Annotated in this window: 18 protein-coding genes; 8 read left to right on the forward strand and 10 right to left on the reverse strand. The window is 72.0% G+C overall.

Annotation, left to right across the window (positions count from 1 at the left end; genetic code table 11):
* Window positions 1-62: 62 nt before the first annotated feature.
* On the reverse strand, window positions 63-4,277 hold the full coding sequence (locus F4562_RS35540) for a ThuA domain-containing protein (RefSeq protein WP_184547024.1): 4,215 nt from the start codon (window positions 4,275-4,277) through the stop codon (window positions 63-65).
* Between the two features lie 307 nt (window positions 4,278-4,584).
* Window positions 4,585-4,956: a hypothetical protein gene (locus F4562_RS32275; RefSeq protein ID WP_184547114.1), complete on the reverse strand. Its 372-nt coding sequence runs from the start codon at window positions 4,954-4,956 to the stop codon at window positions 4,585-4,587.
* Window positions 4,957-5,231: 275 nt separating this feature from the next.
* Between F4562_RS32275 and F4562_RS32280 the strand changes: the two genes are divergently transcribed.
* Window positions 5,232-5,573 (forward strand): hypothetical protein, encoded by a 342-nt coding sequence (locus tag F4562_RS32280; protein WP_184547026.1) that lies wholly within the window; start codon window positions 5,232-5,234, stop codon window positions 5,571-5,573.
* A 464-nt stretch (window positions 5,574-6,037) separates the two neighbouring features.
* On the opposite strand, the gene F4562_RS32285 is transcribed toward F4562_RS32280, so the two are convergent.
* Window positions 6,038-7,150 (reverse strand): ROK family protein, encoded by a 1,113-nt coding sequence (locus tag F4562_RS32285; RefSeq protein WP_184547102.1) that lies wholly within the window; start codon window positions 7,148-7,150, stop codon window positions 6,038-6,040.
* 473 nt (window positions 7,151-7,623) lie between these two features.
* On the opposite strand from F4562_RS32285, the gene F4562_RS32290 reads away from it, so the two are divergent.
* Window positions 7,624-8,454, forward strand: a complete 831-nt coding sequence (locus F4562_RS32290; RefSeq protein WP_184547028.1) for a PhzF family protein — start codon at window positions 7,624-7,626, stop codon at window positions 8,452-8,454.
* 115 nt (window positions 8,455-8,569) lie between these two features.
* Here the strand turns inward: F4562_RS32290 and F4562_RS32295 are convergent, their stop codons facing one another.
* Both F4562_RS32295 and F4562_RS32300 read right to left on the reverse strand, forming a co-directional pair.
* A complete protein-coding gene (locus tag F4562_RS32295; RefSeq protein ID WP_221207782.1) occupies window positions 8,570-9,811 on the reverse strand; it encodes an acyltransferase family protein in 1,242 nt (413 codons plus the stop codon).
* 274 nt (window positions 9,812-10,085) lie between these two features.
* On the reverse strand, window positions 10,086-10,961 hold the full coding sequence (locus F4562_RS32300; RefSeq protein ID WP_184547030.1) for a glycosyltransferase family 2 protein: 876 nt from the start codon (window positions 10,959-10,961) through the stop codon (window positions 10,086-10,088).
* Window positions 10,962-11,227: 266 nt separating this feature from the next.
* Here F4562_RS32300 and F4562_RS32305 point away from each other — a divergent pair, with 266 nt between their 5' ends.
* Window positions 11,228-11,680 (forward strand): DUF6098 family protein, encoded by a 453-nt coding sequence (locus tag F4562_RS32305; RefSeq protein WP_184547031.1) that lies wholly within the window; start codon window positions 11,228-11,230, stop codon window positions 11,678-11,680.
* A 132-nt stretch (window positions 11,681-11,812) separates the two neighbouring features.
* On the opposite strand, the gene F4562_RS32310 is transcribed toward F4562_RS32305, so the two are convergent.
* Window positions 11,813-12,295, reverse strand: coding sequence for a metallophosphoesterase family protein (locus F4562_RS32310; protein ID WP_184547033.1), 483 nt, complete (start codon window positions 12,293-12,295; stop codon window positions 11,813-11,815).
* A gap of 118 nt (window positions 12,296-12,413) precedes the next feature.
* Between F4562_RS32310 and F4562_RS32315 the strand changes: the two genes are divergently transcribed.
* Entirely contained in the window at window positions 12,414-12,719 is a 306-nt protein-coding gene (locus F4562_RS32315) for an ABC transporter permease family protein (protein ID WP_221207783.1), read from the forward strand.
* Here F4562_RS32315 and F4562_RS32320 read toward each other — a convergent pair.
* Window positions 12,642-13,796, reverse strand: a complete 1,155-nt coding sequence (locus tag F4562_RS32320; RefSeq protein WP_184547035.1) for a hypothetical protein — start codon at window positions 13,794-13,796, stop codon at window positions 12,642-12,644. The genes F4562_RS32315 and F4562_RS32320 overlap by 78 nt on opposite strands.
* 211 nt (window positions 13,797-14,007) lie before the next feature.
* On the opposite strand from F4562_RS32320, the gene F4562_RS32325 reads away from it, so the two are divergent.
* Window positions 14,008-17,508: a phosphodiester glycosidase family protein gene (locus F4562_RS32325; RefSeq protein ID WP_311734245.1), complete on the forward strand. Its 3,501-nt coding sequence runs from the start codon at window positions 14,008-14,010 to the stop codon at window positions 17,506-17,508.
* Window positions 17,509-17,648: 140 nt separating this feature from the next.
* On the opposite strand, the gene F4562_RS32330 is transcribed toward F4562_RS32325, so the two are convergent.
* Window positions 17,649-18,461, reverse strand: a complete 813-nt coding sequence (locus F4562_RS32330; RefSeq protein WP_184547037.1) for an NAD(P)H-binding protein — start codon at window positions 18,459-18,461, stop codon at window positions 17,649-17,651.
* 455 nt (window positions 18,462-18,916) lie between these two features.
* Between F4562_RS32330 and F4562_RS32335 the strand changes: the two genes are divergently transcribed.
* Window positions 18,917-19,234: an L-rhamnose mutarotase gene (locus F4562_RS32335; RefSeq protein WP_184547039.1), complete on the forward strand. Its 318-nt coding sequence runs from the start codon at window positions 18,917-18,919 to the stop codon at window positions 19,232-19,234.
* A 130-nt stretch (window positions 19,235-19,364) separates the two neighbouring features.
* Here F4562_RS32335 and F4562_RS32340 read toward each other — a convergent pair whose 3' ends face one another.
* Window positions 19,365-19,811: a hypothetical protein gene (locus tag F4562_RS32340; protein WP_184547041.1), complete on the reverse strand. Its 447-nt coding sequence runs from the start codon at window positions 19,809-19,811 to the stop codon at window positions 19,365-19,367.
* Window positions 19,808-20,560 carry a neutral zinc metallopeptidase gene (locus F4562_RS32345; RefSeq protein WP_184547043.1) on the reverse strand — a complete coding sequence of 251 codons (753 nt, stop codon included), beginning with the start codon at window positions 20,558-20,560 and terminating at the stop codon, window positions 19,808-19,810. The genes F4562_RS32340 and F4562_RS32345 overlap by 4 nt, the downstream gene beginning before the upstream one ends.
* A 728-nt stretch (window positions 20,561-21,288) precedes the next feature.
* Between F4562_RS32345 and F4562_RS32350 the strand changes: the two genes are divergently transcribed.
* On the forward strand, window positions 21,289-22,125 hold the full coding sequence (locus F4562_RS32350) for a nitroreductase/quinone reductase family protein (RefSeq protein ID WP_184547045.1): 837 nt from the start codon (window positions 21,289-21,291) through the stop codon (window positions 22,123-22,125).
* Between the two features lie 89 nt (window positions 22,126-22,214).
* Window positions 22,215-24,509: a xanthine dehydrogenase family protein molybdopterin-binding subunit gene (locus F4562_RS32355; protein ID WP_184547047.1), complete on the forward strand. Its 2,295-nt coding sequence runs from the start codon at window positions 22,215-22,217 to the stop codon at window positions 24,507-24,509.
* Window positions 24,510-24,643: the final 134 nt, after the last annotated feature.

Genomic DNA, 24,643 nt, shown 5'->3' on the forward strand with positions numbered 1-24,643 from the left:
TGCGGCACCGCGTCGATGGCCGTCAGGGTGACGGTCACCGACGCGGTGTGCCGGGCTGTCCGCTACCCGGCGGGATCCACGGCGGCCCTGGTCGCCGTGGCCTTACCGTTCCCGGACCCGCGGACCAGGATGAAGCCGTCCACGTCGAGGTTCGCCGCGGTGGACACCAGGTGCAGCCGGGCGGTGCCGGAGGGGGCGTTCGCGAGGGCGGCGGAGCCGCCGGTGGGCGGGCCGAGCTCCTTCATCCGGATGTTGCGGAACGACACCTCGTCGCCGTTGCCGTGGTTCTGGAGCCCGATGTGCCCGTTCTTCAGCGAGCGGGCGGGATCGGTGTTGGTGAAGTCGTTGATCTTCACACCGTTGAGGAAGATCTGCACGCGTTCGCCCTCGACTCGCAGTTCGTAGGTGTTCCACTGTCCGGGCGGGTTGAGCGCCGCATCGCGAGCGGCGAGGTCGGCGGACTTGAAACCGTAGACCGAGCCTGTGGTCTTCTCCGGGGCGTCGGTGGCGTCGATCTGGATCTCGTAGCCGTTGTTCACCGCCGACCACGGGTCGGTCGACGGCGGGAAGCCGAGGAAGACGCCGGAGTTGTCGTCGCCGGCCATCTTCCAGTCGAGCTTGAGCGAGTAGGAGGTGGTGTACTCCTTCGCCTTGTACCACAACAGGCCCATGCCGCCCTGGGAGGTCAGCGTGCCGTCGGCGTTGGCGAAGTCACCGGGCCCCGCCTGCTCCCAGCCGGTGGTCGAGCCGTCGTAGAGGGCCGTGTAACCGCTCTCGGGGCGGCAGTCGGCCTGCGCCTCGCCCATGGCGAAGTTGATGCCGCCGAGCAGGTGCTCGCGGAACTCCGGCTCGGCGAAGGAGGCCGGGGTGTGCCCGCCGCCGGTGTAGAAGGACCGCCCTCCGTCGTACGGCTTGCACCAGGCGATCGGGTGGTCGGCGCCCATCTTGCCGCCGGAGTAGGTCGACTCGTCCAGGGTCGCCAGCACGTGGGCGTGGGTCCTGGCGTTGGTCTTGTAGTCGTACCACTCGTCGGTCCGCTCCCAGGTGGCGCCCAGGTGGGCGGTCGCCGGGTGTGCCCGGTCCTCGACCTTGACCGTCGCCTTCTGCACCGCCGGATGGGAGGCGAACCAGGCGCCGACGAGGTTGCCGTACCACGGCCAGCCGTACTCGGTGTCGGCGGCCGCGTGGATGCCGACGTAGCCGCCGCCCGATTTGATGTAGCCCTCGAACGCGGTCTGCTGGGCGGCGTCGAGCACGTCGCCCGTGGTGTTGAGGAAGACGACCGCCTTGTAGCCGGCCAGGTTGGCCGGGGTGAAGGCACCCGGGTCCTCCGTGGCGGTCACGGTGAAACCGAGGTCCTTGATGGCCTGGATGCCGGCGGGGATCGAGTCGTGCCGGAAGCCCGCCGTGCGGGAGAAGACCAGGACGTCGCCGCCGTCCGAGGAGCCGGTCGGCACTGTGAACCGCTGGCCCGCGCTTCCGTCGCAGGTCCTGATCACCAGCTGGGCTGCGCTCGAGGCGTCGAGGCACTTGCCGAGCGCCTTGATGCGCTGGCCCTCGATGAGCCAGGTCTGCGCATTTGTGCCGTTGCAGGAGTAGAGCTGCACCTTGGTGCCGTCGGCGCTGTTCCCACCGGCGATGTCGAGGCACTTGCCGAGCGCCTTGATGGTCTGGCCCTCGATGAGCCAGGTCTGCGCGTTGGTGCCGTTGCAGGAGTAGAGCTGCACCTTGGTGCCGTCGGCGCTGTTGGCACCGGCGACGTCCACACACCTGCCGTCGGCGGCGTGGATCGGGCCGGTGGCCGGATCGGTGCCGCCCTCCTCGGCGAGGGTGAAGTCGTCGAGGTCGAACAACGCGCCGGAGCCGCCGGTGAAGACCAGGTAGAGCATGGTGCTCGCAGCCGTCCCGCCGCTCAGCGGGGCTTGGATGTCCACGAAGGTCTCCCAGCCGCCCGTCACCGAAACGACGGCCTTGCCGAGCAGGGGGCCGGTGGGTGAGCCCGTCCGCACCTCGATGGCGCCGCCGACGCCGCCCGATGAAACCCGTGCCTTGATCGACCTGGTGTCGTCGAGCCGGTAGGGTTTGAAGGCTATCCAGTCGCCGTTGTGCACGTCGCCGACGGTCTTGCCGCCGTGCGCGGCCGCCTTGGAGATCTGCGAGATACCGGACATCGCGCTGTAGTGCTCGGCCTGGCGGTGTCGCGGCTGCAGGATGTGCTGGGTGTGGGTGGTCAGGCCGCCCTTGTCGGTGTACTCGGCGTCGAAGACGGCGAAGATGTTGGCCGCGTCGTCGTGCTCGCCGTCGGCCGGGATCGTCAGCTCGCCCGAGCAGCCGTTCTTGGAGGTGATCTGGTGGCCATGGCCGTCGTGACCGAGCACGTAGGTCATCTTGACCTTGGCGCAGTCGATGTCGGTGTCCTCGGGATCGGTCACCTTGATCGTGAAGGGTACGGTGTCACCCCAGGTGAACAGTCTTCCGGGGTCAGGAGTCTCAATGGCCACGGTCGGGGCGGTGTTTCCGGCCGTGATGACCACGCTGGCCGTGCCGGAGTTGCCCTGGGGGTCGCGCACGGTGAGCGTGGCGGAGTACTCGCCCTCGGTGGTGTAGGTCTTGGTCGGGTTCGGGTCGGTGGAGGTGGTGCCGTCGCCGAAGTCCCAGGCGTAAGTGAGCGCGCCGCCCTCGGGGTCGGCGGAGCCGGCGCTGGAGAACTTCACGGTGAGCGGGGTCTTCCCCGAGGTCTTGTCGGCCTTGGCCACCGCGACCGGCGAGCGGTCCCTGTCCTTGATGTACTCGAAGCGGTAGAGCGCGGAGTTGGCGTCGCCGCCGAAGTATCCGGAGCCGTAGTCGAGGACGTAGAGCGCGCCGTCGGGCCCGAACGCCAGGTCCATCACCTGGGTGCCGGTCCATGGGAAATCGGCGATCTCGCCGCGGGTGCCGTCGGCCGCCACGTCGATCGCCTTGATCCACTTACGGCCGAACTCTCCGGCGAAGAAGTGTCCGTTGAGGTCCTGGGGGAACTTGACGGCCGAGTTCAGGCCGGCGTCGTAGCGGTAGACGGGGCCGCCCATCGGTGACTCGGAGCCGCCGCCGAACTCGGGCGGCGAACCGGCGTCCCCGCCGTACCTGATCCATGCCGCCTGCGCGGGCGGGAGCTTGTCCCGGCCGGTGTTGCGCGGCGAGTCGTTGGTCGGGCCGCCCGCCGCGCAGTCGTACTTCTGCCCCGCGGGGCCCGAGGGGAAGGTGTACTCGTTGTAGGTCTCGGCCAGGGTGTTCGTCCCGGTGCAGTACGGCCAGCCGTAGTTGCCCGGCTTGGTGACGCGGTTGAACTCGACCTGCCCGCTGGGCCCGCGGCCGGGGTCGGTGCTGCCCGCGTCGGGGCCGTAGTCGCCCACGTAGACCACGCCGGTGGCCTTGTCCACGGTCATCCTGAACGGGTTGCGAAAGCCCATGGCGTAGATCTCGGGGCGGGTCTCGGGAGTGCCGGGCGGGAAGAGGTTCCCCTGGGGGATCGTGTAGGTCCCGTCCGCCGGGTTCACCTTGATCCTCAGGATCTTGCCGCGCAGGTCGTCGGTGTTGCCCGAGCTGCGTTGGGCGTCGTAGGCCGGGTTGCGGCCGGGCCGCTCGTCGATCGGTGCGTAGCCCGCCGAGTCGAAGGGGTTGGTGTCGTCCCCGGTCGACAGGTACAGGTTGCCCTGGGCGTCGAAGTCCATGTCACCGCCGACGTGGCAGCACATGCCGCGGTCGGCGGACACGTCGAGTACGGTCTTCTCCGACTTCATGTCGAGCGTCCAGTCGGGCTTGACGGTGAATCTGGCCAGGCGGTTGACGCCCTGCCAGGCCGACCAGTCCGTGCCGGTCGCGGGCGCGTCACCCGCCGGGGTGTTCAGGCGCGGCGCGTAGTAGAGGTAGACGGTCCGGTTGGTGGCGAAGCCCGGGTCCACGGCGACGCCCTGCAGGCCCTCCTCGTCGTGGGTGTAGACGGACAGCGTGCCGACCACGCTGGTCTCGCCCTGCGAGTCGGTGCGACGGAGCGTCCCGTCGCGCGAGGTGTGCAGCACCGACAGGTCGGGCAGCACCGCCATGGTCATGGGCTCGCCCATCTCGGCGACGCCTTTGGCCAGCTCGACGCGCTGGTAGTCGGCGGGGTCGATCGCGTCGTGGGCCTGTGCGGGGGTGGCGGCCACGGCGAGCGCGACCGCGCTCGACATGGCCAGGAGTAAGGCGCTGCTCTGCGCCACCCATCGGGATGCGCGGGCGGTGAACCTGCTGGGGGGCATCGCGGAGGTTCCCTTCACTGGGGGGTGGTGGGCTGCCGGGCGTGGGGGACCTGGCGGGGGTGCGGCAGCCGTCCGGTGGACGGCCGGGTACGGGGCGGCCGGAGCGCGACTCCCGGCCACGGCCAGTGGAACAAGGTTGTCTCCGCAGCCTGGAGTGCCTGGTCCGGGTGGCACTCACCCGGCTCGCGGTCTCGGCGCGACGGCGAGCCGGGTGACCGGACCTGACGGCTTCAGGTCGCGGTGAGAAGCGGTGGCGGCCGTGCGACGGACGGCCGCCACCCGGATCCCTGCGATCTCCTCGCCGGTCTCATGCCCGAGGGGCCGGGTCCGCCGTGACCGGACCGCGTCCGGTCACGGCGCCATGGGGCCACCGGCTCTCGTCCACCGCGCCGTGCTCGGCGGTGTCGAGCATCCGCGGCCCGCCGGTGAACGGCGGCTCGGGATCGGCCCCGGTGGCGACGGCCTCCAGGACCTCCCTCACTTCATGGACGGTGATCAGGGCCTCGCCGGACGTCCGGCGAGCGCCGTGGACCGCCTCGAGGATTTCCGGGCGGTCGGTGCCGACGAGGCCGGTGGGACCGGTGGGACCGGTGGGACCGGTGGGGCCGGTGGGGCCGGTGGGGCCGACGGCTGCGCGGAGCAGGAGGGCTCCATCGGCTTTCGCCCTAAATGCCTGCATGTTTCGGGACGATAGACTCGATTTTTGATTATTGTCAACGAAACATTGGCGATTCGCAGACGTAACACGGGCGTGAATGGCCCCCTGACGCCTACCAGGGGATCGATGTTGGCACAAGGCATGGTGAATGAGACAAATGGCCAGGTTGTAGATGCCGGGGCGTTGTCCGCGACCCTCGGGGACGGCCAGGCTCGGACCCGCGCCGAACCGACCCGGTTCGCGGGCCTGCCCCGGTTCACCGTGCCCCGGCGCCTCGGCGCGCCGATGAACCACGGTTGATCACCCCCGCCGAGAACGCGATCTCCTCCGGTGGCCGCTCCGCCGCCGCGTTCGCCTTCGACCGCAGCGCGCACGACGCGCCGTCGGCCGGTCTCGGTACGGCGGTCGTGCCAGGCACGCCTGGGATCCGCCCGTCGGCCGGGGTCCGAGCCGATCCTGACCTGGCCGGCCGGGGGCCGGGCCGGGCCGGCCTTGGCCTGGCCGGTCGCCGCGTTCCGGGAGGCGCTCGCCGGGACCGGCCGGTGGCCCGGCCGGGTCTGCGTCGCCGGGGCGCCATCGCCGAGGCGGGAGAGCACGTGCTCGCGCCGGACATCGTGGATCAGTCGGTGGCAGGATGAGATTTTTATTTAAATTAATGGCAACATGTCCGATTTTAGGGGGATTGACCGCCCCGCATATCGGCATAACAATGTGGACATATCGGGCCCGGTGGCGGTGGCACGCCGATGGGGCCGAGCGGATTCTCCGCTATGACGCGTTCGGCGCACGCGTCCCCGGTGAAGGGACCCATGCGTGCCCGCTTCACGACGTCCATTCGATGCGAACGTGCCCACAGGTCTGTGCCTGCTGGGAGCGCGCGGCTCTGTGGCTACGACGGCCGTCACCGGCCTGCTCACCCTGCGCGCGGGCATCGTCCCTCCGGCCGGCTGCGTCAGCGCGCGGCCCCCCTTCGACGCGCTTGGCCTGCCCCACCGGGACCGGTTGCGCGTCGGTGGGCACGACAGCGTGCACACCCCCCTGGGCAAGAGGGGGGAGCTGATCGTCGTCGACCACCTCGAGCGTTCGCGGTCGGCCCACGCGATCAGTCGACCGAGGCCAGCACGTGCTCCACCACCATCACGGCAGCGCCGGTCATGCCCGCCCGGTCGCCCAGCTCGCTGGCCTGGATGCGCAGGTGCTCGGTGGCCAGCGGCAGCGAGCGGCTGTAGACGACCTCGCGCACCCCGGCCAGCACGTGCTCTCCCGACTCGGCCAGCGCTCCGCCGATGACGACGGTCGCGGGGTTGAAGAAGTTGACCATCGAGGCGAGCACGGTGCCGATCTGGCGTCCGGCCTGCCGTACGAGCTGGATGGCGCGCATGTCGCCCGCGCGGACCAGGTCCACCACGTCACGACTGGTCACGGCGCCTTCAAGCTGGGCGGCCAGGGCCGCGCCCCCGGCGATGGCCTCCAGGCAGCCGGTGTTGCCGCAGCGGCACAGCACGTCTTCGCCGCCGGCCACCTGGATGTGGCCGATGTCGCCGGCGGCGCCCCGAGCGCCCCGGTGCAGCCGCCGGTCGGAGATGATGCCGCAGCCGATACCTGTGCCGATCTTGACGAAGATCAGGTGATCCGTCTGCGGGTGGGCGGCCCAGTGCTCGCCCAGGGCCATGATGTTGACGTCGTTGTCGACCAGGACCGGTACGCCGAGCCGTTCGTTCAGCCACTCAGGCACGGCGAAGCCGTCCCAGCCGGGCATGATCGGCGGGCTGACCGGGCGTCCCGAGGCGTGCGCGACCGGGCCGGGCAGGCCGACGCCGACGCCGCAGACGTCGCCGAGCGTGTAGCCCGCCTCGGCGAGCAGTTCGGTGAAGCTGGTGACGAGCCAGCCGAGCGTGGCCTCGGGGCCGCGGTCGATCCGCACGTCCGCCGTGCGCTCGGCCAGGATCGTGGTGGCCAGGTCGGTCACCGCCAGCCGGTCGTGCGTCGCACCCAGGTCGGCGGTGAGCACGACCCGGGCGGCCTGGTTGAAGGAGAAGGCGGTGGCCGGCCGGCCGCCTGAGGTGATGGTCTCCTCGTGCGGCACGATCCAGCGGTCGCTCAGGAGGGCGTCGAGCCGCTGCGTGATCGTCGATCTGGCCAGCCCCGTGAGCTGGGCCAGGTCGGCCTTCGTCCGGGCCTGGCCGTCCCTGAGTATGGCGAGCAGTGCTCCCATGCTTTCCACCCGAGTTCTCCTCGTATATGGCTATTCACTTTTGTATCATGACTTTTGCTTGACCGCAGATATAAGTCGCTTTTGCGGTCCAACTATAGTGGCGATTATGTCGATATTCGACGTAACTGTGAAGGTTGGGCCGCGCGCAGCATGGCCAGAGAACGCCTCGTGTCGCCACATTTCGGAGCTGATCCTTGAACGGCGCCGGTGCGCGGATCCGTCCGGGGTGAAGGCCTGCGGAGGGGTGTCGATGGGAGTTGAAGGGATCGAGCCCGGCTCGCCATGCCCTGTGATGTGGTACGGGGAGAGCCCGGCGGCTCCTGATCCCCTTCGGAGGAGGCTTTCTTCAAAGGAAGGGGCGGGCGGAACGCCTCCCCATCGTAGGAAATCTACGATGTAAAGGAGCTTGCCGCTGGTTTCCCAGCAAGAACAGCCTTTCCTCATACGGAACGCGGCCCGGCATACTCGGCGGCATGCGCCGCTCCTTCCAGCAGGTCGACGTCTTCGGCGAGACTCCCTACCTCGGCAACCCGGTCGCCGTCGTCCTCGACGGCGAGGGGCTGACCACCGGGGAGATGCTGCGGTTCGCGCACTGGACGAACCTGTCGGAGACCACCTTCGTGCTGCCGCCGAGCGTGCCGGGTGCGGACTACCGGGTGCGGATCTTCACGCCGACCGGCGAACTGCCCTTCGCCGGGCACCCCACCCTGGGCACCTGCCACGCGTGGCTGTCGGCCGGCGGCGCACCGGCCCGCCCCGGCGTGGTCGTGCAGGAGTGCGGGGCGGGCCTGGTGCCGGTGCGTGACACGGCGGACGGCCGCGCCTTCGCCGCACCCCCGCTGCTGCGTTCCGGGCCCGTCGAGGAGTCGCTGGTCGAGCACCTCGCCCGGGTACTGGGCGTCGGCCGCGCCGCGATCGCGGACGCGCAGTGGGCCGACAACGGCCCCGGGTGGGTGGCCGTGCTGCTGTCGAGCGCCGAGGAGGTCCTCGCGCTGCGGCCGGGGCTCGTCGACCTCGACGTGGGCGTGGCCGGTCCCTACCCGCCGGGGTCGCCCTGTGCCTTCGAGGTGCGCGCGTTCTTCCCCAAGGACGGCGCCACCGTCGAGGATCCGGTGACCGGCAGCCTGAACGCCTCGCTCGCGCAGTGGCTGCTGCGCACCGGCCGGGCCGAGACGCCGTACGTGGCGAGCCAGGGGACCGCGCTCGGCCGCGCCGGACGCGTCCACGTTTCCCGCGACCCCGGCGGGACCATCTGGGTGGGCGGCACCACCGTGACCCGCGTCACCGGGCAGGTGGAACTCTGAAGGGTCCCGCACTCCGGAACATCGCAAAGCCGTTCCGGGCGGACGCCCTCACCCGGTGACCGCCCGGGGTGTGGCCGACTGGTGTGTGGTGACCGGCCGGCGTGTGCTGACCGGCTCAGCCCCGGACGACGGCGTCAGCGGCGCGCGCCGTGTCGGTATGCCCGGGGCCTGACACGAGGCGCCTGCCCAGCCGTTGCGCCGGGGCCTCCACGAGACGCCATGTCAGCGCGCTGAGTCCGAGCAGCAGCCCCACCACGCCCGCCAGCGCCAGAAGCCGCAGACCCGCCGGCACCGCCAGCGGCTCCGGCCAGAACCACTCGACGCTCTCCAGCAGCAGGGGATGAAGCAGGTAGATCGAGTAGCTGACCAGCCCCAGCCAGGTCAGCGCACGCGGCAGCCTCCGGTGGCGCAGTACCGCCATTCCGGCGGCGAAGGTGAGCCAGGCGGCGGCGACGGCCGTCTGCAGGCCGAGTTCGTCCCGCGCCAGCCAGAGAGCGCACAGCGGCACCAGGGCCACCCACGCCGCGTTCTTCCAGGAGGTCTCGCCCTGCTCGGCCCGGTACAGCGCCGTACCGGCGAACATGGTGGCCAGGATCATCCACCCCTGCCAGGGGGCGGCGGGATATTGCTGGTTGACGGCCAGCAGCACGAGCACGGTGACCCCCACGACGATCGCACCCGCCCGGCGTGACGCCCCCGAGCCTCGCAGGACGGCGACCATGCCCGCCGCCACCAACGCGATCACCACCAGCGTCACGGTGAGCATCCGGCCCTGCCCGCCGACCGACAGCAGCGCGACCGGCAGGCAGGCGCCGCCCACCACGGCGACCGCGGCGGAGCCGAGCGCGCCCGTGGTGCTCCACCGGTTCACCCCGAGGGCGAACATCGCGGTGAGCAGCAGGTAGAAGGCCATCTCGTAGGAGAGCGTCCACAGCACGTTCACCAGGTTCGGCATATAGAGCAGGTTCTGCAGCATCGTCAGATGACCCAGGGTCAGGGACACCGGCCGGGAATTCCATCGGCCGTCCAGAGCGTCCCAGCCCGCCATCACCAACAGGGCCATTCCCGCGACGCACACGGCGTACATCGGGTACAGCCGGAAGAAACGAGAGACCCAGAAGGCCCGCAGGCTGCCCCGCCGTTCCAGGGACGCGGGCACGATATATCCGCTGACCAAGAAGAACACCATCACCCCGTACCAGCCGGGCTCGAAGACCGCCTTGACCGGGAAACGCGCCTCGGGTAACAGCGGCTTGAGCGCGTGTTCGAAGACCACCGCCAGGGCGGCGACGCCCCGTAAGGCGTCGAGCCAGTCCAGGCGCCGGGTTTGCTGCGGAATCATCTCGACAGTCGACATTCGGGTCATGTTATCGGCCGATTATGCGTCCCGCTGACATTCCCGGCGGCACTCGAATCGGCCCGCGGCATTGTTCTGTGCCCAGGTGCGCCGGAATCTATGCCGTTCACGGATGAAATGCGTGGGACAGATCAGTGGCGGGAATCGGCGATTCCCCGTAACGGGGAGTCATGCACCCGGTTGGAATTCGGTGCCTTCGCCACGGTGTTTCCTCATCGGCACCCGCGTACCCGGCCGTGTGCCGCGCGCAACCGTGCGCCGGACCGGGATCGTGTCAGGAAGGGGGTGTGCCGGTCACCGGGGCCGGGGCGTGCGCCGCGGCGTCCAGTGCCCGCCGGGCCGCCTCCACGGCCGGTGGCAGGAGGCGGCGACCGGTCAGGGCCCGGGGGAGGCGGGGTACGGCGGCCCGCAGCCCGGCCCGCCCGTCGCGTCCGTCGCGGGCGGCGGCCAGGACGGTGCGCGCCACCACCGGCCAGGGGCGGCGCATGACCGCGGTGAGCACCCGGTTCCGGGCGGCGAGCGCTCGCCGGGCACGAGGGGAGCGCGCGGGGGAGGGGTGATGGTGGGCCACGACGTCCTCGACGTAGGCGAGTCCCCACCCGGCGGCGGCCATGTCCAGGGCGAGCCGCTCCTCCTCCCCGAAGAAGAAGACCACGTCGTCGAAGCCCCCGGCGGCCAGGTACGCCTCCCGGCGCACCACGGCCCCGCAGGCCAGAAAGCCCAGCACGCTCGGGCCGGGCAGGTCGGGCTCGGTCCCCAGCGGGGAGGCGGCCATCCGGGAGCAGACCGGGTCCGGACGCTGCTGGGGACCCACCAGGACGCGTCCGGCCAGCAGGCCCAGGCGTGGGTGGGCGTCGAGCACGTCCGCGGCGCGCTCCAGTGCTCCGGGTGCCCACCAGGAGTCGTCGTCGGCGAAGGCGACGTAGGGGGTGGCGGCGAGCCGCACCCCCGTGTTGCGGGCCGGCGCGCCGAGGTTGCGTCCCAGTTCGACCACCTCGACGTGGGGGAACCGCCTGCGGACGGAGGCGGCGGTGTCGTCCGCGGAACCGTTGTCGAGGAGGATCACCGGACCCTCGTGGCGGGGCAGCGATCGGGCGAGGTCGTCCCGGCGGTCCCGGGTGGCCACCACCACCGTCACGGGTGCCGTCATGCCGTCGCCATTGGGTGCGCTCGCGCGCCGAGGGCATCGCCACGCTCCACCACTGTCACGCGTGCCGTCATACCGTCGCCATCCCGCAGAGTCGCTTCCGTACTGGAATCGGCCGATCGCGTATCGTGACATACCCCCGCATTCAGGTGGAAAACTCCGGTGGTCCCCAGGTGCCGCACGCCGTCGGCGGCATCCGGCGGCCCGGTGTGAGCTGCGGATACCTGGGAACCGTGGTCGTTGGTGCGAGGGGATGCGAGGTGGGAGCCATGGGTTCGGGGATACCGGTGATCGCCAGCCTGTCGGAACTGGTGGAACTGCTGGGCACGCGGCAGGGGCTCTTCATCCGGTGGTCTCCGGAGCTGGACCGGGATGTGGTCGGCGGCTGCAGCCGCGACGCGCTCACCGGCGCGCCGCTGCCCGGTCTGTCGGCCAACCCGCTGGACGTCGAGAGCTGGTGGGGCGACCGTTCACCGCGGCTGTGGGCCGCGCGGCGGCTGTACGACTACTCCCACATCCGCGAGCACCGCGGCCCCGGAGTCAGGGCATGGGTGCTCGCGGGGGAGGAGGTGGGAAGGGGGCCCGACAACGAGCCTCTCATCGAGTGCCACGAGGTGCTGGGCGCCGTCGACGACGCCGTGATGAAGGAGGCGTACGACCTCGTCAGCGCACAGCGGTCCGAGGTGTGGGGGACACTCGACCGTCAGCGGAGGCCCGGCTGAGAACGGGTCCGCGGGTGACGCGACCGGGACGGCGGTCGTGCGGGGCGGTCATGTGGGGGGCGTGCGGCGGTCATGCGGAGCGGTCGTGCGGGGCCGGGGGACCGGCCGGGCCGCGACCGTGGGCCGCGCGGGTCAGGTGACCGGGACGATGGCGGCTTCGGCGAGGCGGCCGTCCTCGATCCGCAGCACGCCGACGGTCCCGTGGGGCTGGCGGCGGCGGTCGGTGGGCGAGCCCGGGTTGAAGATGCGCAGACCGTTCTCGCTGTGGTCCAGCGGGATGTGCGAGTGCCCGAACACCACGAGGTCCGCGGTGGGGAACCGGCGCCGCAGCCGGGCGACGCGTCCCGCGGCCGGCCCGCTGTCGTGGATCACCGCCACGCGCAGCCCGCCGAGGTCCAGTTCGAGGGTGTCGGGGGCGGTCACGTCGGGCCCGTCGTTGTTGCCCCTGACCGCGTGGACCGGGGCGTAGGCGGCCAGCTCGTCGAGCACCCCGGCCGTGCAGACGTCACCGGCGTGCAGGATCAGGTCCGCGTCCCGTAGGTGCTCGGCCACGGGCGGCGGGCACCCCTTCCACCGGCGAGGGGCGTGGGTGTCGGACAGCACCACCACCTTCATCCTCCCATCGTGCCACCCTCGCCGGAGGATCCCGGATTCCGGGAGGTGCCGGGGGCTTCCGGAGGCTTCCGGAGGCTTCCGGAGGCACTGTCATGACCCGTTCCCTACCCCCGGGACCATGGCGGTGGCGGCCATGGCCGGGTACGCGTTCGCGCGCATCCGCTTCCCCGGGCAGAACGCGCTCTTCCTGGTCGTCCTGCTGGGGCTGCTCATCCCCAGCGAGGTCACGATCGTGCCCCTGTTCCAGATGTTCCACGGGCTGGGGCTGACCGACACCCACTGGCCGCTGATCGTGGTGCCGGTCCTCGGCGCGCCGAGCGTGCTCGCCGCCGCCTCGATGACGGCGCTACCGGTGCTCGTGGTGTTCGTCCTGGCCCAGCGGCAGTTCATCGAGGGCCTGGCCCACACCGGCCTGAAGGGCTGACCGGCCGGCCCCGGCCCGCCCCGGGTCTTCTCCGCCCCCCTGAGGGCCGGTGTCCCCGGCGCTCGGGGGGCGCCCGCCGCGGCCGGCGTCCCGGGAGGTGAGGAGCAGGACCGTCCCCGCGAGGTAGAGGAGCCCGGCCGCACCCGCCGGCCATGGGATCACACCCTCGCACCAGGCCGTGTACCGGCTTTCGGCGAAGTCGTCCAACGGCAGGAAACACACGTAGGCAGCCGCGGCCGTATGCGGTACGAGACCCACCGCCACGACGGTCCGCACCGCCGCCGTCGCACCCCAGAGCCGCACGAGAGCCGCCACGAGCAGGGGGAACACGGCGAGGGTGGCGTAGACTTCCGCCAAATCCTGGAGGTCGTGCAGCGCGTACAGCAGCCGGAAGTCCTCCTCGTCGGCGAGCCTCAGCTCGACCGTTGCCTTCGCGACGAGGGCCAGGCTCACTCCCATGATCACCAGCTCGCACAGGGCCGCTCCCGCCATGAACGCGGCGGCGTGCCTCGCCCTCCGCCTCCCGCGGTCCCGTGCCGTCGCGTCTCCGTCCCGCGTGCTGGCGGCGCCGGTGACCGGGGCGACGTCTCCCCGTACCTCGTTCCGATCGTCCCGCCCCACCCGGCGGCCCGGCCCGGGGAAGAAGACCAGGGCCGCCCCCGCGAGGTAGAGGAGCCCGGCCGCGCACCCCAGTCCCAGAAGCACGTCCGGGTACCACTCCGTGCCCGAGTGGTACCCGGAGCCCGCCCCCAGCAGGAGGTAGAGAGGAAACGTCGCGTACGGCACGCAACCCGCCGTCACGGCGATCCGCATTCCCCCGGTCGCGCCCCACCACCAGATCAGAGCCGCGATGACCAGCGGAACGAGACCCACCTGCGCGCAGCGGACCACGCACCCCTGGAGATACCCGTACCAGATCTCCAGGGGTGCGCCCGGCCCGTCGGCGTACTTCAGCTCCAACCCCACGATCGGCAGGAGGACGAGGCCGACCGCCACGCCCAACAGCCCGCACCCGGACGCGGCGAGCAGGCACACGACGGCCCGCCCCCCGCTCCGGGTCCTCCATTCCCTCAGCATGACGCTCCTTTCAGGAGGTGATCATGGTGAAGGCCGCTTGGAGAGTACTTGGAGGTCACTGGCCGGGCTCCGGCGTCGACGCCGGCGGACGTCGGACGGCGACGTCCCGGAGTCCGGTTTCACGCCGTACCGGGGTCTAGGGGATAAAAATTCCTTTTTATGACACTTGGCTGTCCGGAAACCCGTAACCGGCGCGCGGTTGAGTTCGCTGGTGTCACCACGTCAGCATCTGCGTGTCACGGCCACGGCCGTGCTCTCCCTAACGCTCGCGCTCGGCTCCACCGGGGCCGCGCTCGCCGAACCGCCGCCCGGAACACCCGCGCCGCGTGCTTCCGCCTCCCCCGAGCCCGCGCCGGGTGCGCTCGTGGAGGACGCGCCGCGGGCGTCGTCCTCCACGGACCTCTCCACCCTGCTCGTCGCCCCCGCCGCACGGCACCTGGAGACGGCGAAGAAGACCCGGCCCGTCGCGCCGGGCGTCACACTCACCTCCTTCGACCGCTACGACAGCGCGGGCTGGCTGCGCGCCGACGCGATCTCCGCCGACCTCGGCGGAGGCGCGCGGGCCGGTTACCTCTACTCCGGTGAGGTGACCAAGGACGAGCCGCTCTCCGGGCCCGCCCGGCGGGCCAGGGCCGTAGCCGCGGTCAACGGCGACTTCTTCGACATCAACAACTCCGGCGCGGCCCAGGGCGTCGGCGTCCACGACGGCCGGCTCGTGCAGAGCCCCGTCGCGGGTCACCACAACGCCGTCGCGGTCACCGCCGACGGGGTCGGACGCGTCGTCCAGATGCACTTCGAGGGCACCGCCACCCCCGCGGGCGGTGCCCCGATCACGCTGTCCCAGTTCAACCAGCTCGTCCAGGCGGGCGGGATCGGGCTGTTCACCCCCCTCTGGGGGTCCTACACCCGGGCCCGCGCGGTCGAAGGCGCCACCTCGGTCACCGAGGTCGAGCTGCGGGACGGCACCGTCACCGAGGTGCGGACCTCGGCCGGAAGCGGCCCCATCCCGGCGGGCACCACGATCCTGCTCGGTCGTGACGCCGGGGCCGCGGCGCTCGCCGGGCTCAAGGCGGGCGACCGCGTCGACGTGGCCTACCGGCCCAGGGCCTCCGACGGCTCCCAGGCCGCGACGGCCGTCGGCGGCAACGTGGTCCTCGTCAAGAACGGCGTCGCGCAGACCCCGGCCGACCCCGCCGCCCACCCGCGCACCGCGGTGGGCTTCTCCGCCGACGGCCGCAGGATGTTCCTGCTGACCGTGGACGGGCGCCAGGCCGACAGCCGGGGCGTCACCCTCACCGAGCTGGGTGCGATGATGGCCGAGCTCGGCGCGCACGACGCGCTGAACCTCGACGGCGGCGGCTCGTCCACCATGCTCGCCCGCGAGCCGGGCTCCGCCGACGTGCAGGTGGAGAACAGCCCCTCTGACGGCGGTGAGCGGCACGTCCCCAACGGCCTCGCCCTCTACGCCCCCGAGGGGAGCGGCCGGTTGAAGGGCTTCTGGGTGGAGACGGCCGCCGACCCGGCGAAGGCCCCCGGCGTCGGCCCGGTCGCCGGTGGTCGCCCCGACCGGGTGTTCCCCGGCCTCACCCGCAGGCTCACCGCGGCCGGCTACGACGAGACCTACGGGCCCGCCGCCGGGACCCCGTCATGGCGGACGAGCCGGGCGGTGCACGGACGGATCGACCGGGACGGCACCTTCCGCGCGCTCGTACCCGGCCAGACCACCGTCACCGCCTCACGCGGCGGCGCCAGGGGCGAGATCGGCCTCACCGTCCTGCAGCCCCTGACCCGGATCGGCGCCACCGCCGATCGGGTGGGCCTCGCGGGCGAGGGAGCCACCGGCACCTTCGGCGTGGTCGGCTACGACCGCAACGGCAACTCCGCGCCGATCGAGCCGGCCGACACGCGCCTCGACTACGACCGGGACCTGCTCGACGTCGTCGCCACCGAGCACGGCTTCTTCTCGGTGAAGGCCAAGAAGGCGACCGGATCCGGCCTGGTGACCGTACGGGCCGGGAAGACCGAGACCGCGGTGCCGGTGACCGTCGGGTTCGAGGACAGGCCGGTCGCCGGCTTCGAGGACGCGGCGTCGTGGACGTTCGCCGCGGCCCGCGCCACCGGCTCGCTGACCGCGGCCCCCGGCCGGACGGGCGGCGGGCTCCGGCTGTCCTACGACTTCACCCAGTCGACGGCGACGCGCGCGGCCTACGCGAACCCGCCCCAGCAGATCACCGTGCCCGGCCAGCCCCAGGCGTTCGGCCTGTGGATCCACGCGTCGGGCCGGGGCGAGTGGCCGAGCCTGGAGTTCTACGACGCCCAGGGACAGTCACAGATCCTGCGCGGCCCGCACCTCACCTGGACCGGCTGGAAGTTCGTGGAGTTCACGGTGCCGCCGGGGGTGAACCACCCGCTGAAGCTGCGGCGCTTCTACGTCGCGGAGACCAGGGCCGACCAGAAGTACAACGGTGAGATCGTCATCGACGGGCTCGTCGCGAAGGTGTCGCCGTCGGTGACCGCACCCCCGGCGGCCAGGCTCGCCGACCCGGTGGTCCGCTCCGGGGCGGACGTCGCGAAGACGCCGTGGCGGTTCGCGGTCATGTCCGACGCCCAGTTCGTCGCGCGAGCCCCCGGCAGCGACATCGTCGCCGGCACCCGCCGCACCCTGCGGGAGATCAAGGCGGCCCGGCCGGACTTCCTGCTCATCAACGGCGACCTCGTCGACGAGGCGTCACCGGAGGACTTCGCGCTGGCGAAGAAGATCCTCGACGAGGAACTCGGCGGTGAGCTGCCCGTCCACTACGTGCCGGGCAACCACGAGGTCATGGGCGGCGCCATCGACAACTTCCGGGCGGCCTTCGGCGACACCTACCGCTCCTTCGACCACAGGGGGACCCGTTTCGTCACCCTCGACACCTCACGTCTGAACCTGCGGGGCGGCGGGTTCGACCAGGTGGCGCTGCTCCGGGAGCGGCTGGACGCCGCGGCGAAGGACCCGTCGATCGGTTCGGTCGTCGTGCTGTTCCACGTGCCGCCCCGCGACCCGACGCCCGGCAAGGGCAGCCAGCTCGGCGACCGGAAGGAGGCCGCCCTCGTCGAGGGATGGCTGGCCGACTTCCAACGCGACACCGGCAAGGGAGCCGCCTACATCGGTGCCCACGTCGGCACCTTCCACGCCTCGCGGGTCGACGCGGTGCCGTACTTCGTCAACGGCAACACGGGCAAGAACCCGGCCACCGCCGCCGACGACGGCGGGTTCACCGGCTGGTCGCTGTGGGGCGTCGACCCGGTGAGCGAGCGGGAGGCCGAGAAGGTGCGCCGCAACTGGTTCGCGGACGCGCCGGACTGGATCGGCGCGCAGGTCCGCCCGCACGTCGACGGGCTGACCCTCACCGCGCCCGCCACCGTGAAGATCGGCACGCCCGGCCGCGTGACGGCCTCCCTGACGCAGGGGAGCCGCACGGTGCCGGTCGCCCACCCGGTCTCCGCCGACTGGTCGGGATCACCCAACCTGCACATCGGTTCCCGCGCCGGGGCGAAGAGGCGTCACGTCGCCGTCCTGGACCCGGTCACCGGAACGCTCACCGCGCTGCGTCCCGGCCAGGTCGTCGTCTCGGTCACGGTGAACGGGGTCACCCGGCAGTCGACGGTGACGCTGTCGGCCGGGGAGTCCGGCGGGACGGGGGAGGAGCGTAGCGCCGACGGCGCCGCCTGACCTTCCTACGGTGTCCCGCGGACACCCGCTCCCGCGGTGTCCCGCGGACACCCGCCGGTCCTCACCCGGCCCCGGACCACGCCCCCATCTCGGGCGGGGTCCGGGGCCGCCTCGCCTCACCCCGCTTCGCCTCGCCTCGCTCAGCGGAAGTCGGCGGCATGATCGGCCGCCCACTGCCGGAAGGTGCGGGCGGGGGCGCCGGTCAGCTCCTCCACCGTGCGGGTGACCGGCTCCGGTTCGGCGACGATGCTCGCCCAGTGATCGAGCGCCGAGTCGACGAACGCGGCGTTCCCCCAGGCGGCGAGCAGGTGTTCACGCGCGACCTCCCGGGGCGATTCCTCGTAGCGCACAGGTCTGCCGATCGCTTCCCCGATGAGGTGGACCTGCTCGGCCTGGGTCACCACCTCGGGCCCGGTGAGGTCGTAGACCTTTCCGGCGTGCCCGTCGCCGGTCAACACGAGGGCGGCGACCTCCGCGATGTCCCGCTCGTGGATCAACGGCCTGCCCGCCTGCGCGTACGGCCAGCGCACGACGCCCTCGCGGATCTGGTCCGCCCACATCAGCGTGTTGACCGCGAACCCGCCCGGCCGCAGGAACGTCCACTCCAGCCCGGACTCTTCGACCAGCCGTTCGATCTCACCGTGGAACATGCTCGCCGCGGACATCGCCGACAGGTAGACGATGCGGCGCGCGTGCTCGGCGACCAGTTCCACGATCGGCGCGGCGCGCTCGGCCGCGAACCCGGGCCAGAGGAGGAACACCGATTCGACCCCGGCCAGGGCCGCCTCCACCGTCTCCGGCCGCTCCAGGTCCCCGCGGACCACCTCGACTCCTTCCGGTAGCCGGGCCGCGCCGGGGTCGCGAACCATCGCGCGCACCGGGACACCGGCCGTGTGCAGCAGGGGAACGATATGGCGGCCGACGTTCCCGGTCGCTCCGATGATCAGAATCATGATCTCCTCCTCGGTCGCCCCCATCCTGAAACCTGAACCAAGGTTGATGTCAATGATGTGTCGGCCCGGATGTGCGACCCGGATCGCGCGTCGAGGCCGTGGATCCCACGCCCGCGCCGAGGCCGTGTGGCCGGTCCATGCCCGGGCGGGCCCGGACGATCCGCGCGCTCGCCGAGAGGCCGTACTGGACGATCCGCATTTAAAACGTGACAATCAGCAGGCGGTTCCCGGCCGTCCGGCGGAGCCGGGGGAAGGGGGAGCCGGATGCCGCCCGGTGCCGGTGCCGGCGACGATGCCGGGGGATGCGCGGGAAACGCCGTGCTCATGTGCCATTGACACCTCCCTGGGGCTGGTCCTACTGTCCAGCTCAGTTTTTAAATCGTTTTTGCGATCTGGCGTGCGATCCGCGTCCCCGTCCGGGGGAGCCGGGCGGCACGGGAGAGAAGGCGGTCGTCATGCAGCGTGTCTGCTTCCTGCTGAAGGTCCGGCTCGAGCGCCTGGACGAGTACCGCCGGCGCCACCGCGAGGTGTGGCCGGAGATGCAGGAGGCCCTGAGCGCCACCGGCTGGCACAACTACTCGCTGTTCCTGCGCGAGGACGGGCTGCTGGTCGGCTACCTGGAGACCGACGACTTCGAGGCGGCCCGGACCGCCATGGCCGAGACCGACGTCAACGCGCGCTGGCAGGCGGAGATGGCGCCGTTCTTCGAGAGCCTCGACGGCCGCCCCGACGAGGGCATGGTGGCGCTGGAGGAGGTCTTCCACCTCGACTGAGCGGTCCCCGGTGGACGGGCCGCCTCGGCCGGGCCGCCCCGTCCACCCTGATCAGGCGGGGCCGGGGATCCCGTCGCCGCTCCGGCCCCGGCCGGCCGGGTGGCGCACGCCGCCGCGTCCGCGACGGCCCTCACCGCCGTCCCGACAGGTGGCGGTGCATCGCCTGGCGGAGCCTGAGGGCCGCGCCGGGCCCGATCCTCATGTCCAGCGCCGCCTGTTCGGCGGCGCGACCGGCCCGGTCGGCGAGGGCGGGTTCCAGGACGGGGACCTCGGTCGAGGGGTCAGCGATCCCGTTCTCCGGACGGTGCCAGAGCCGCCCGGAGCGCCTCCGGGCGTGGCCGCCCGCCGTCTCGGCGAGGAGGCCGGCCACCACGTCGCTGAGCACCGTGATCACGATGGGCGTCACGAGCGCGGCGGTGCCGGCGACCCCGGCGCCCGGCGGGTCGTCACAGGCCGGGCGGAGGATCCGGCCGGGGTCCCGGCGCACCGCGGCGGCGATGACCGGGTAGAAGGCGGCCTCCTCGGGCGCCACCTCGCCGGCCACGGACCTGGCGACGTCGTCGAAACGGCGCGTCAAGGCAGGCATCCTTCCACGCCCTGGCGCGCACCGGTCTCGAAGGCGTCCAGGCGCTCGGCGGCACTGCCGTGGTCGCTCACGTCCGTCCAGGGGGTGTCGTCGGCGTACTGTCGCAGGGCCGTCGCGATCTCGTCGGTGTCGCCGGGTTCGAAGTGGAGTGTCCCGTCCTCGGCGGCGCCGAAGAGGGCGGCGCCGGCGAAGCAGTCTGCCTGGAGCTCGAGCTGGGGGATCAGCAGGCTTTCGGGGATGCGCGCCTGGACGGCGTGGCCCCATTCGTGGGCGACGACCAGGTAGGCCCAGGCGTCGCCTTGCCGGTATCCCATGCGCATGAGATCGGCGTCCCAGGTGATGTAGTCGTAGGGCGGCCAGCAGTACAGCGCGTTGTCGTCGGGAAGGCGGTACCCGAAACACGTGGGCGCGTTTCCGGTCGCGCCGTCGTAGGCCCCGAAAACCCCGGGAGAGGTGTAACTCCCCGGAAAGAACTCCGGCCAGTGCGCGGCCCAGAAACCGTTGACGACGTACCGGGCGGAGCGGATGTCCTCGTCGAGGTCGTCCGGCTCGCCGGCGGTGGCGTCCGCCGATGCGCCGCCGTCCACGGGGGCGGTCGCGGGCGCCTCGTCCGCGGAGGTGGTCCAGGGGATGTCGTCGGCGGTGGAGGCGGCCGCGGTGCCGTGCGCGCCGGCGGTCAGGGTGGTGGCGAGCAACGCGGTGAGGGCCAGACGAACCGTTCTCCACCGTGAGAAGACCACGGCTTCCTCCCCTGTAACTGGTGTCTACATACCGGTCAAAAGTTCATATATGGCCGTTAGTCGTGTAGAGCACCATCACCATATGGGGAAAAGGCCTACGGGGAAACTGGAATGCGGAACAACGGTAAGTGGTCCGCCAGTCGGAGTCGAAGTCGACGGCGTTTGTCGATTACGGCCGGTGGGGTGACGATAAAGGGTCCTGCTGTAATGCGGTTTCCGCCGACGTGGGTCTCCGGTTTCTGATTTCCGGCTTCCGCGGCCGCGCCGCCGCCGGTCCGTCCGCCCGGCCGGTTCCGGGGGCGTGAGGTCCGGGGGCCGGTCGCCGCCGCGCCGGATTCGATCACCGCCGGGGGCTTTGCCGGGACGCGTTCCCACCGCTAAGGTTGGCGCTGTGACTGCCGGGTCGGCCATGGGCCACACACGAGTAGGGCACCCGGCCACGGCGTGAGCCCCGGGCGGGCGAGAGGCCCGCCCCCTCTGCTTTCCGCATGTTCCGCGCTTTCCGCGCGACGTCTTCACGCGCCTGGCGATGCGGCCCGCCGCCGGTTCCGTAAACCGTTCGCGAACCGTTCGAGAACCGGTCCGGCCGAGCCGTCGGCGTGCCTTCCGTTGTTTTCCGCACCACGGCCCACGTCATCCCGTGATGATTCCGTCCCGCCCGCCGGGCGGTTCTTCGTCATGCCCGCGAACGGTCTGCGGGCTCACCGATCCGTAGAAGAAAGCAGAGAATGCCGAACGATTTCAACCAGCAGGTCATCGAGGAGTTCCGCGCCAACGGGGGAAGGGTCGGAGGTCCTTTCGAAGGGGGGCGGTTGCTCCTGCTGACCACCACCGGGGCACGGTCCGGCGTCCCACACACGACCCCGGTCGGTTACCTTCCCGACGGCGGCGACCGGGTCCTCGTCATCGCCTCGGCCGGCGGCGCGCCGAGACATCCCGACTGGTTCCACAACCTGGTGGCCGACCCCCGGGTCACGGTCGAGGACGGCGTCTTCACCTACGAGGCGCGTGCCGTCGTCCTGGAGGGGGCCGAACGCGACCGCGCCTTCGCCCGCGCGGCCGAGGCCGACCCCGGGTGGGCTGTCTACCAGGCCGGGACGACACGCGTCATCCCCGTGGTCGCCCTCGAACAGGTCGCGGGCGGGCCGCCGAACGCGGCCTCGTGGGGCGAGGCCCTCAGGCTGATCCACGACGCGTTCCGGCGGGAGCTCGCGTTGATCCGCAAGGAGGTCGCCGAATCGGGCCCCCGGCTGGGCGCCCAGCTCCGGGTGAACTGCCTGACCCTCTGCCGGGGGCTGCACCACCACCACACCAACGAGGACGCCGGGATGTTCCCCCACCTCGCCGAGCACCACCCCGAACTGGCCCCGGCCCTGGACCGGTTGCGCCTGGAGCACGAGAGGATCGCGGCACTCCTCGGCGACCTGCAGAAGGTCATCTCCGCCGACGACGCGGACCCCGCCCTGACGCTCTCCGAGGTCGAGCGGCTCACCGACGAGCTCGAAAGCCATCTGACCTACGAGGAGGAGCAGCTGATCCCGATTCTCGACGCGCCGGCCTCCTGAAAACGGTCCCGCCGGGAGCGGAGGTCCGGCGCCTCCGTTCCCGGCTGGGAGGTCTTGGCGGGAGCCGGCACGAGGCTCACAATCGGTTCATGAATGATCACCATCCGTACATCGGTGCCCGTGTCCTCCGCCGTGAGGACGCGCGGCTGTTGACCGGGCGGGCGTGCTTCGTCGCCGACGTGCGCCTGCCGGGCATGGCGTACGCGGCGGTCGTCCGCAGCCCGGTGGCGCACGGGCGGGTGACGCGCTGCGGACTCGAAGCCGCGCGGACGGCCCGTGACGTGCTGGACGTCATCGGACCGGGTGACGCGACCAGCGTCCGGCTGCCCTGCGTCTCTCCCGCACCGGGCCAGCGGGAGAGCTCGTACCCGGTGCTGGAGGAGACGGTCCGCTACGCCGGTCAGCCGCTCGCCGCCGTCGTGGCGCGCACCGCGGAGGCAGCCCACGACGCCGCGGCCCTGGTCAGGCCGGACATCGACGAGCTGCCCGCCGTCGTCGGGGTGGAGCGGGCGCTGCGTCCCGGCGCCCCGCTGCTGTATCCCGGCTGGGGGACCAACCTGGTCACCGACTTCGAGGTCGGCGACTCCGGCGCCGACTGCGACGCGGCGATCGCGGGCGCCGACCACGTGGTGGAGATGACCTTCCGGCTCGGCAGGGTCACGCCCGGTCCCGTCGAGCCGCGCGGGATCGTGGCCTCCTGGCGGGACGGCGAGCTGACCGTCTGGGCCTCGACCCAGTCGCCCCACCAGGTCCGCGACCACGCCGCCGACGCCCTCGGGATCGCCCATCACCGGGTGCGCGTCATCGGGTGCGACGTCGGGGGCGCGTTCGGCGCCAAGGAGCACCTGTACCCCGACGAGGTGCTCGCCTGCCTGGCGGCGGTCCGGCTGGGGCGCCCGGTCCGCTGGATCGAGACGCGCGTGGACCATCTCGCCGCGACCCTGCCCGCGCGCGACGCCGTGCACCGGGGCCGCCTGGCGCTCGACGCGGACGGCCGCTTCGTCGCGCTGCACTGCGACATCCTCGGCGATCTGGGCGCCCACCCGTCGAACGTCGGGATCTCGCCGATCGCGGTGTCGGCGACCATGGCGCCCGGGCCGTACCGCTTCGAGAAGGCGGGTGCGCGGGTGCGCGCCGCGGTCACCACGACCACCCCGACCGGTTCCTACCGGGGGTTCGGCCAGCCCGAGATCACCTGGACCCGCGAGCGGCTGGTCGACGAGGCGGCCAGGCTCATCGCGCTGGACCCGGTGGAGCTGCGGCTGCGCAACATGATCGGCCCGGGTGAGCTGCCCTGCGTCACCCGGACCGGGCAGGCGTACGACTCGGGTGACTACCCCCGGGCCCTGCGCGCGGTGCACGACCTGGTACGCGTCCGGTCGCGGGACGACGGGCGCAGGCGCGGCGTCGGGTTCTCCTGCCACGTGGAGATCACCGGTATGGGTCCGTCGGCGGCGATGAAGGCGGCCGGCATCCGGGCCGGGGGCTTCGAGGCCGCGGTCGTGCGCATGGAACCCGACGCCTCGGTGGTCGTCTCCGCCGGGGTGGTCGGCATGGGACAGGGCATCGGGACGGCGCTCGCCCAGCTCGCCGCGGACCGGCTGGGCGTGCCCCTGGAACGGGTCGAGGTGGTCCTCGGTGACACCGCGACCACGCCGTACTCCTCGGTCGGCTCCATCGCCAGCCGCTCCCTCGCGGTGGGCGGCGGTGCCCTGACCCGGGCGGCGGCCCGCCTGCGGGAGAGGATCGTCGCCATCGCCGCCCACCAGCTGGAGGTGGCCCCTCAGGACCTGGAGCTCAGCGGGGACGCGGTGCGGGTCAAGGGTGACCCGGGGGCCTTCCGGACCCTGCGCGAGATCGCCGTCTCCGCCTGGCGAGGCTGGGACCTGCCCGAGGACGTGCCGCCCGGCCTGGAGGAACGGGCCTCCTACGACCCCTCCGGTTACACCTACGCCTACGGAGCGCACGCCGCCGCCGTGGCCGTCGACCCGGAGACCGGGGCGGTGGAGGTCGAGGGTTACTGGCTGGTCAACGACTCGGGGGTGCTGGTCAACCCGGTCATCGTCGAGGGGCAGCTGAAGGGCGGGGTCGTCCAGGGTGTCGGCATGGCGCTGACGGAGGAACTCCTCTACTCCCCGGACGGGCGGCCGCTCGCCGAATATCTCCCGCCGACGGCGCGGGAGGCCCCCGACGTCGAGGTCGTCCTGCTCCGGACGCCCTCGCCGCTGACGCCCGGCGGGATGAAAGGCGTCGGCGAGGCGGGCACCATCGGCCCGCCCGCGGCCATCGGCAACGCGGTCGCCGCGGCCCTGCCGGAGATCGCCGGCCGCGTCGTGGCGACTCCGCTGACCCCGCAGGCCGTCTGGTCCGCCCTGAACGGCTGACCGCCCGCCCGGTGATGCCGCGCCGCCCCCCAAGGTCCCGCCCACCGGAGTCTGCCGCCCGCGGACGCCACCGGTCGCCGGGCGGGAGCCGGGTGGGAACCGGACGAGAGCCGGGCGGAGCCTGACCCGGCGAC

The sequence above is a fragment of the Streptosporangium becharense genome (assembly GCF_014204985.1).
In the GTDB taxonomy this organism is placed as follows: domain Bacteria; phylum Actinomycetota; class Actinomycetes; order Streptosporangiales; family Streptosporangiaceae; genus Streptosporangium; species Streptosporangium becharense.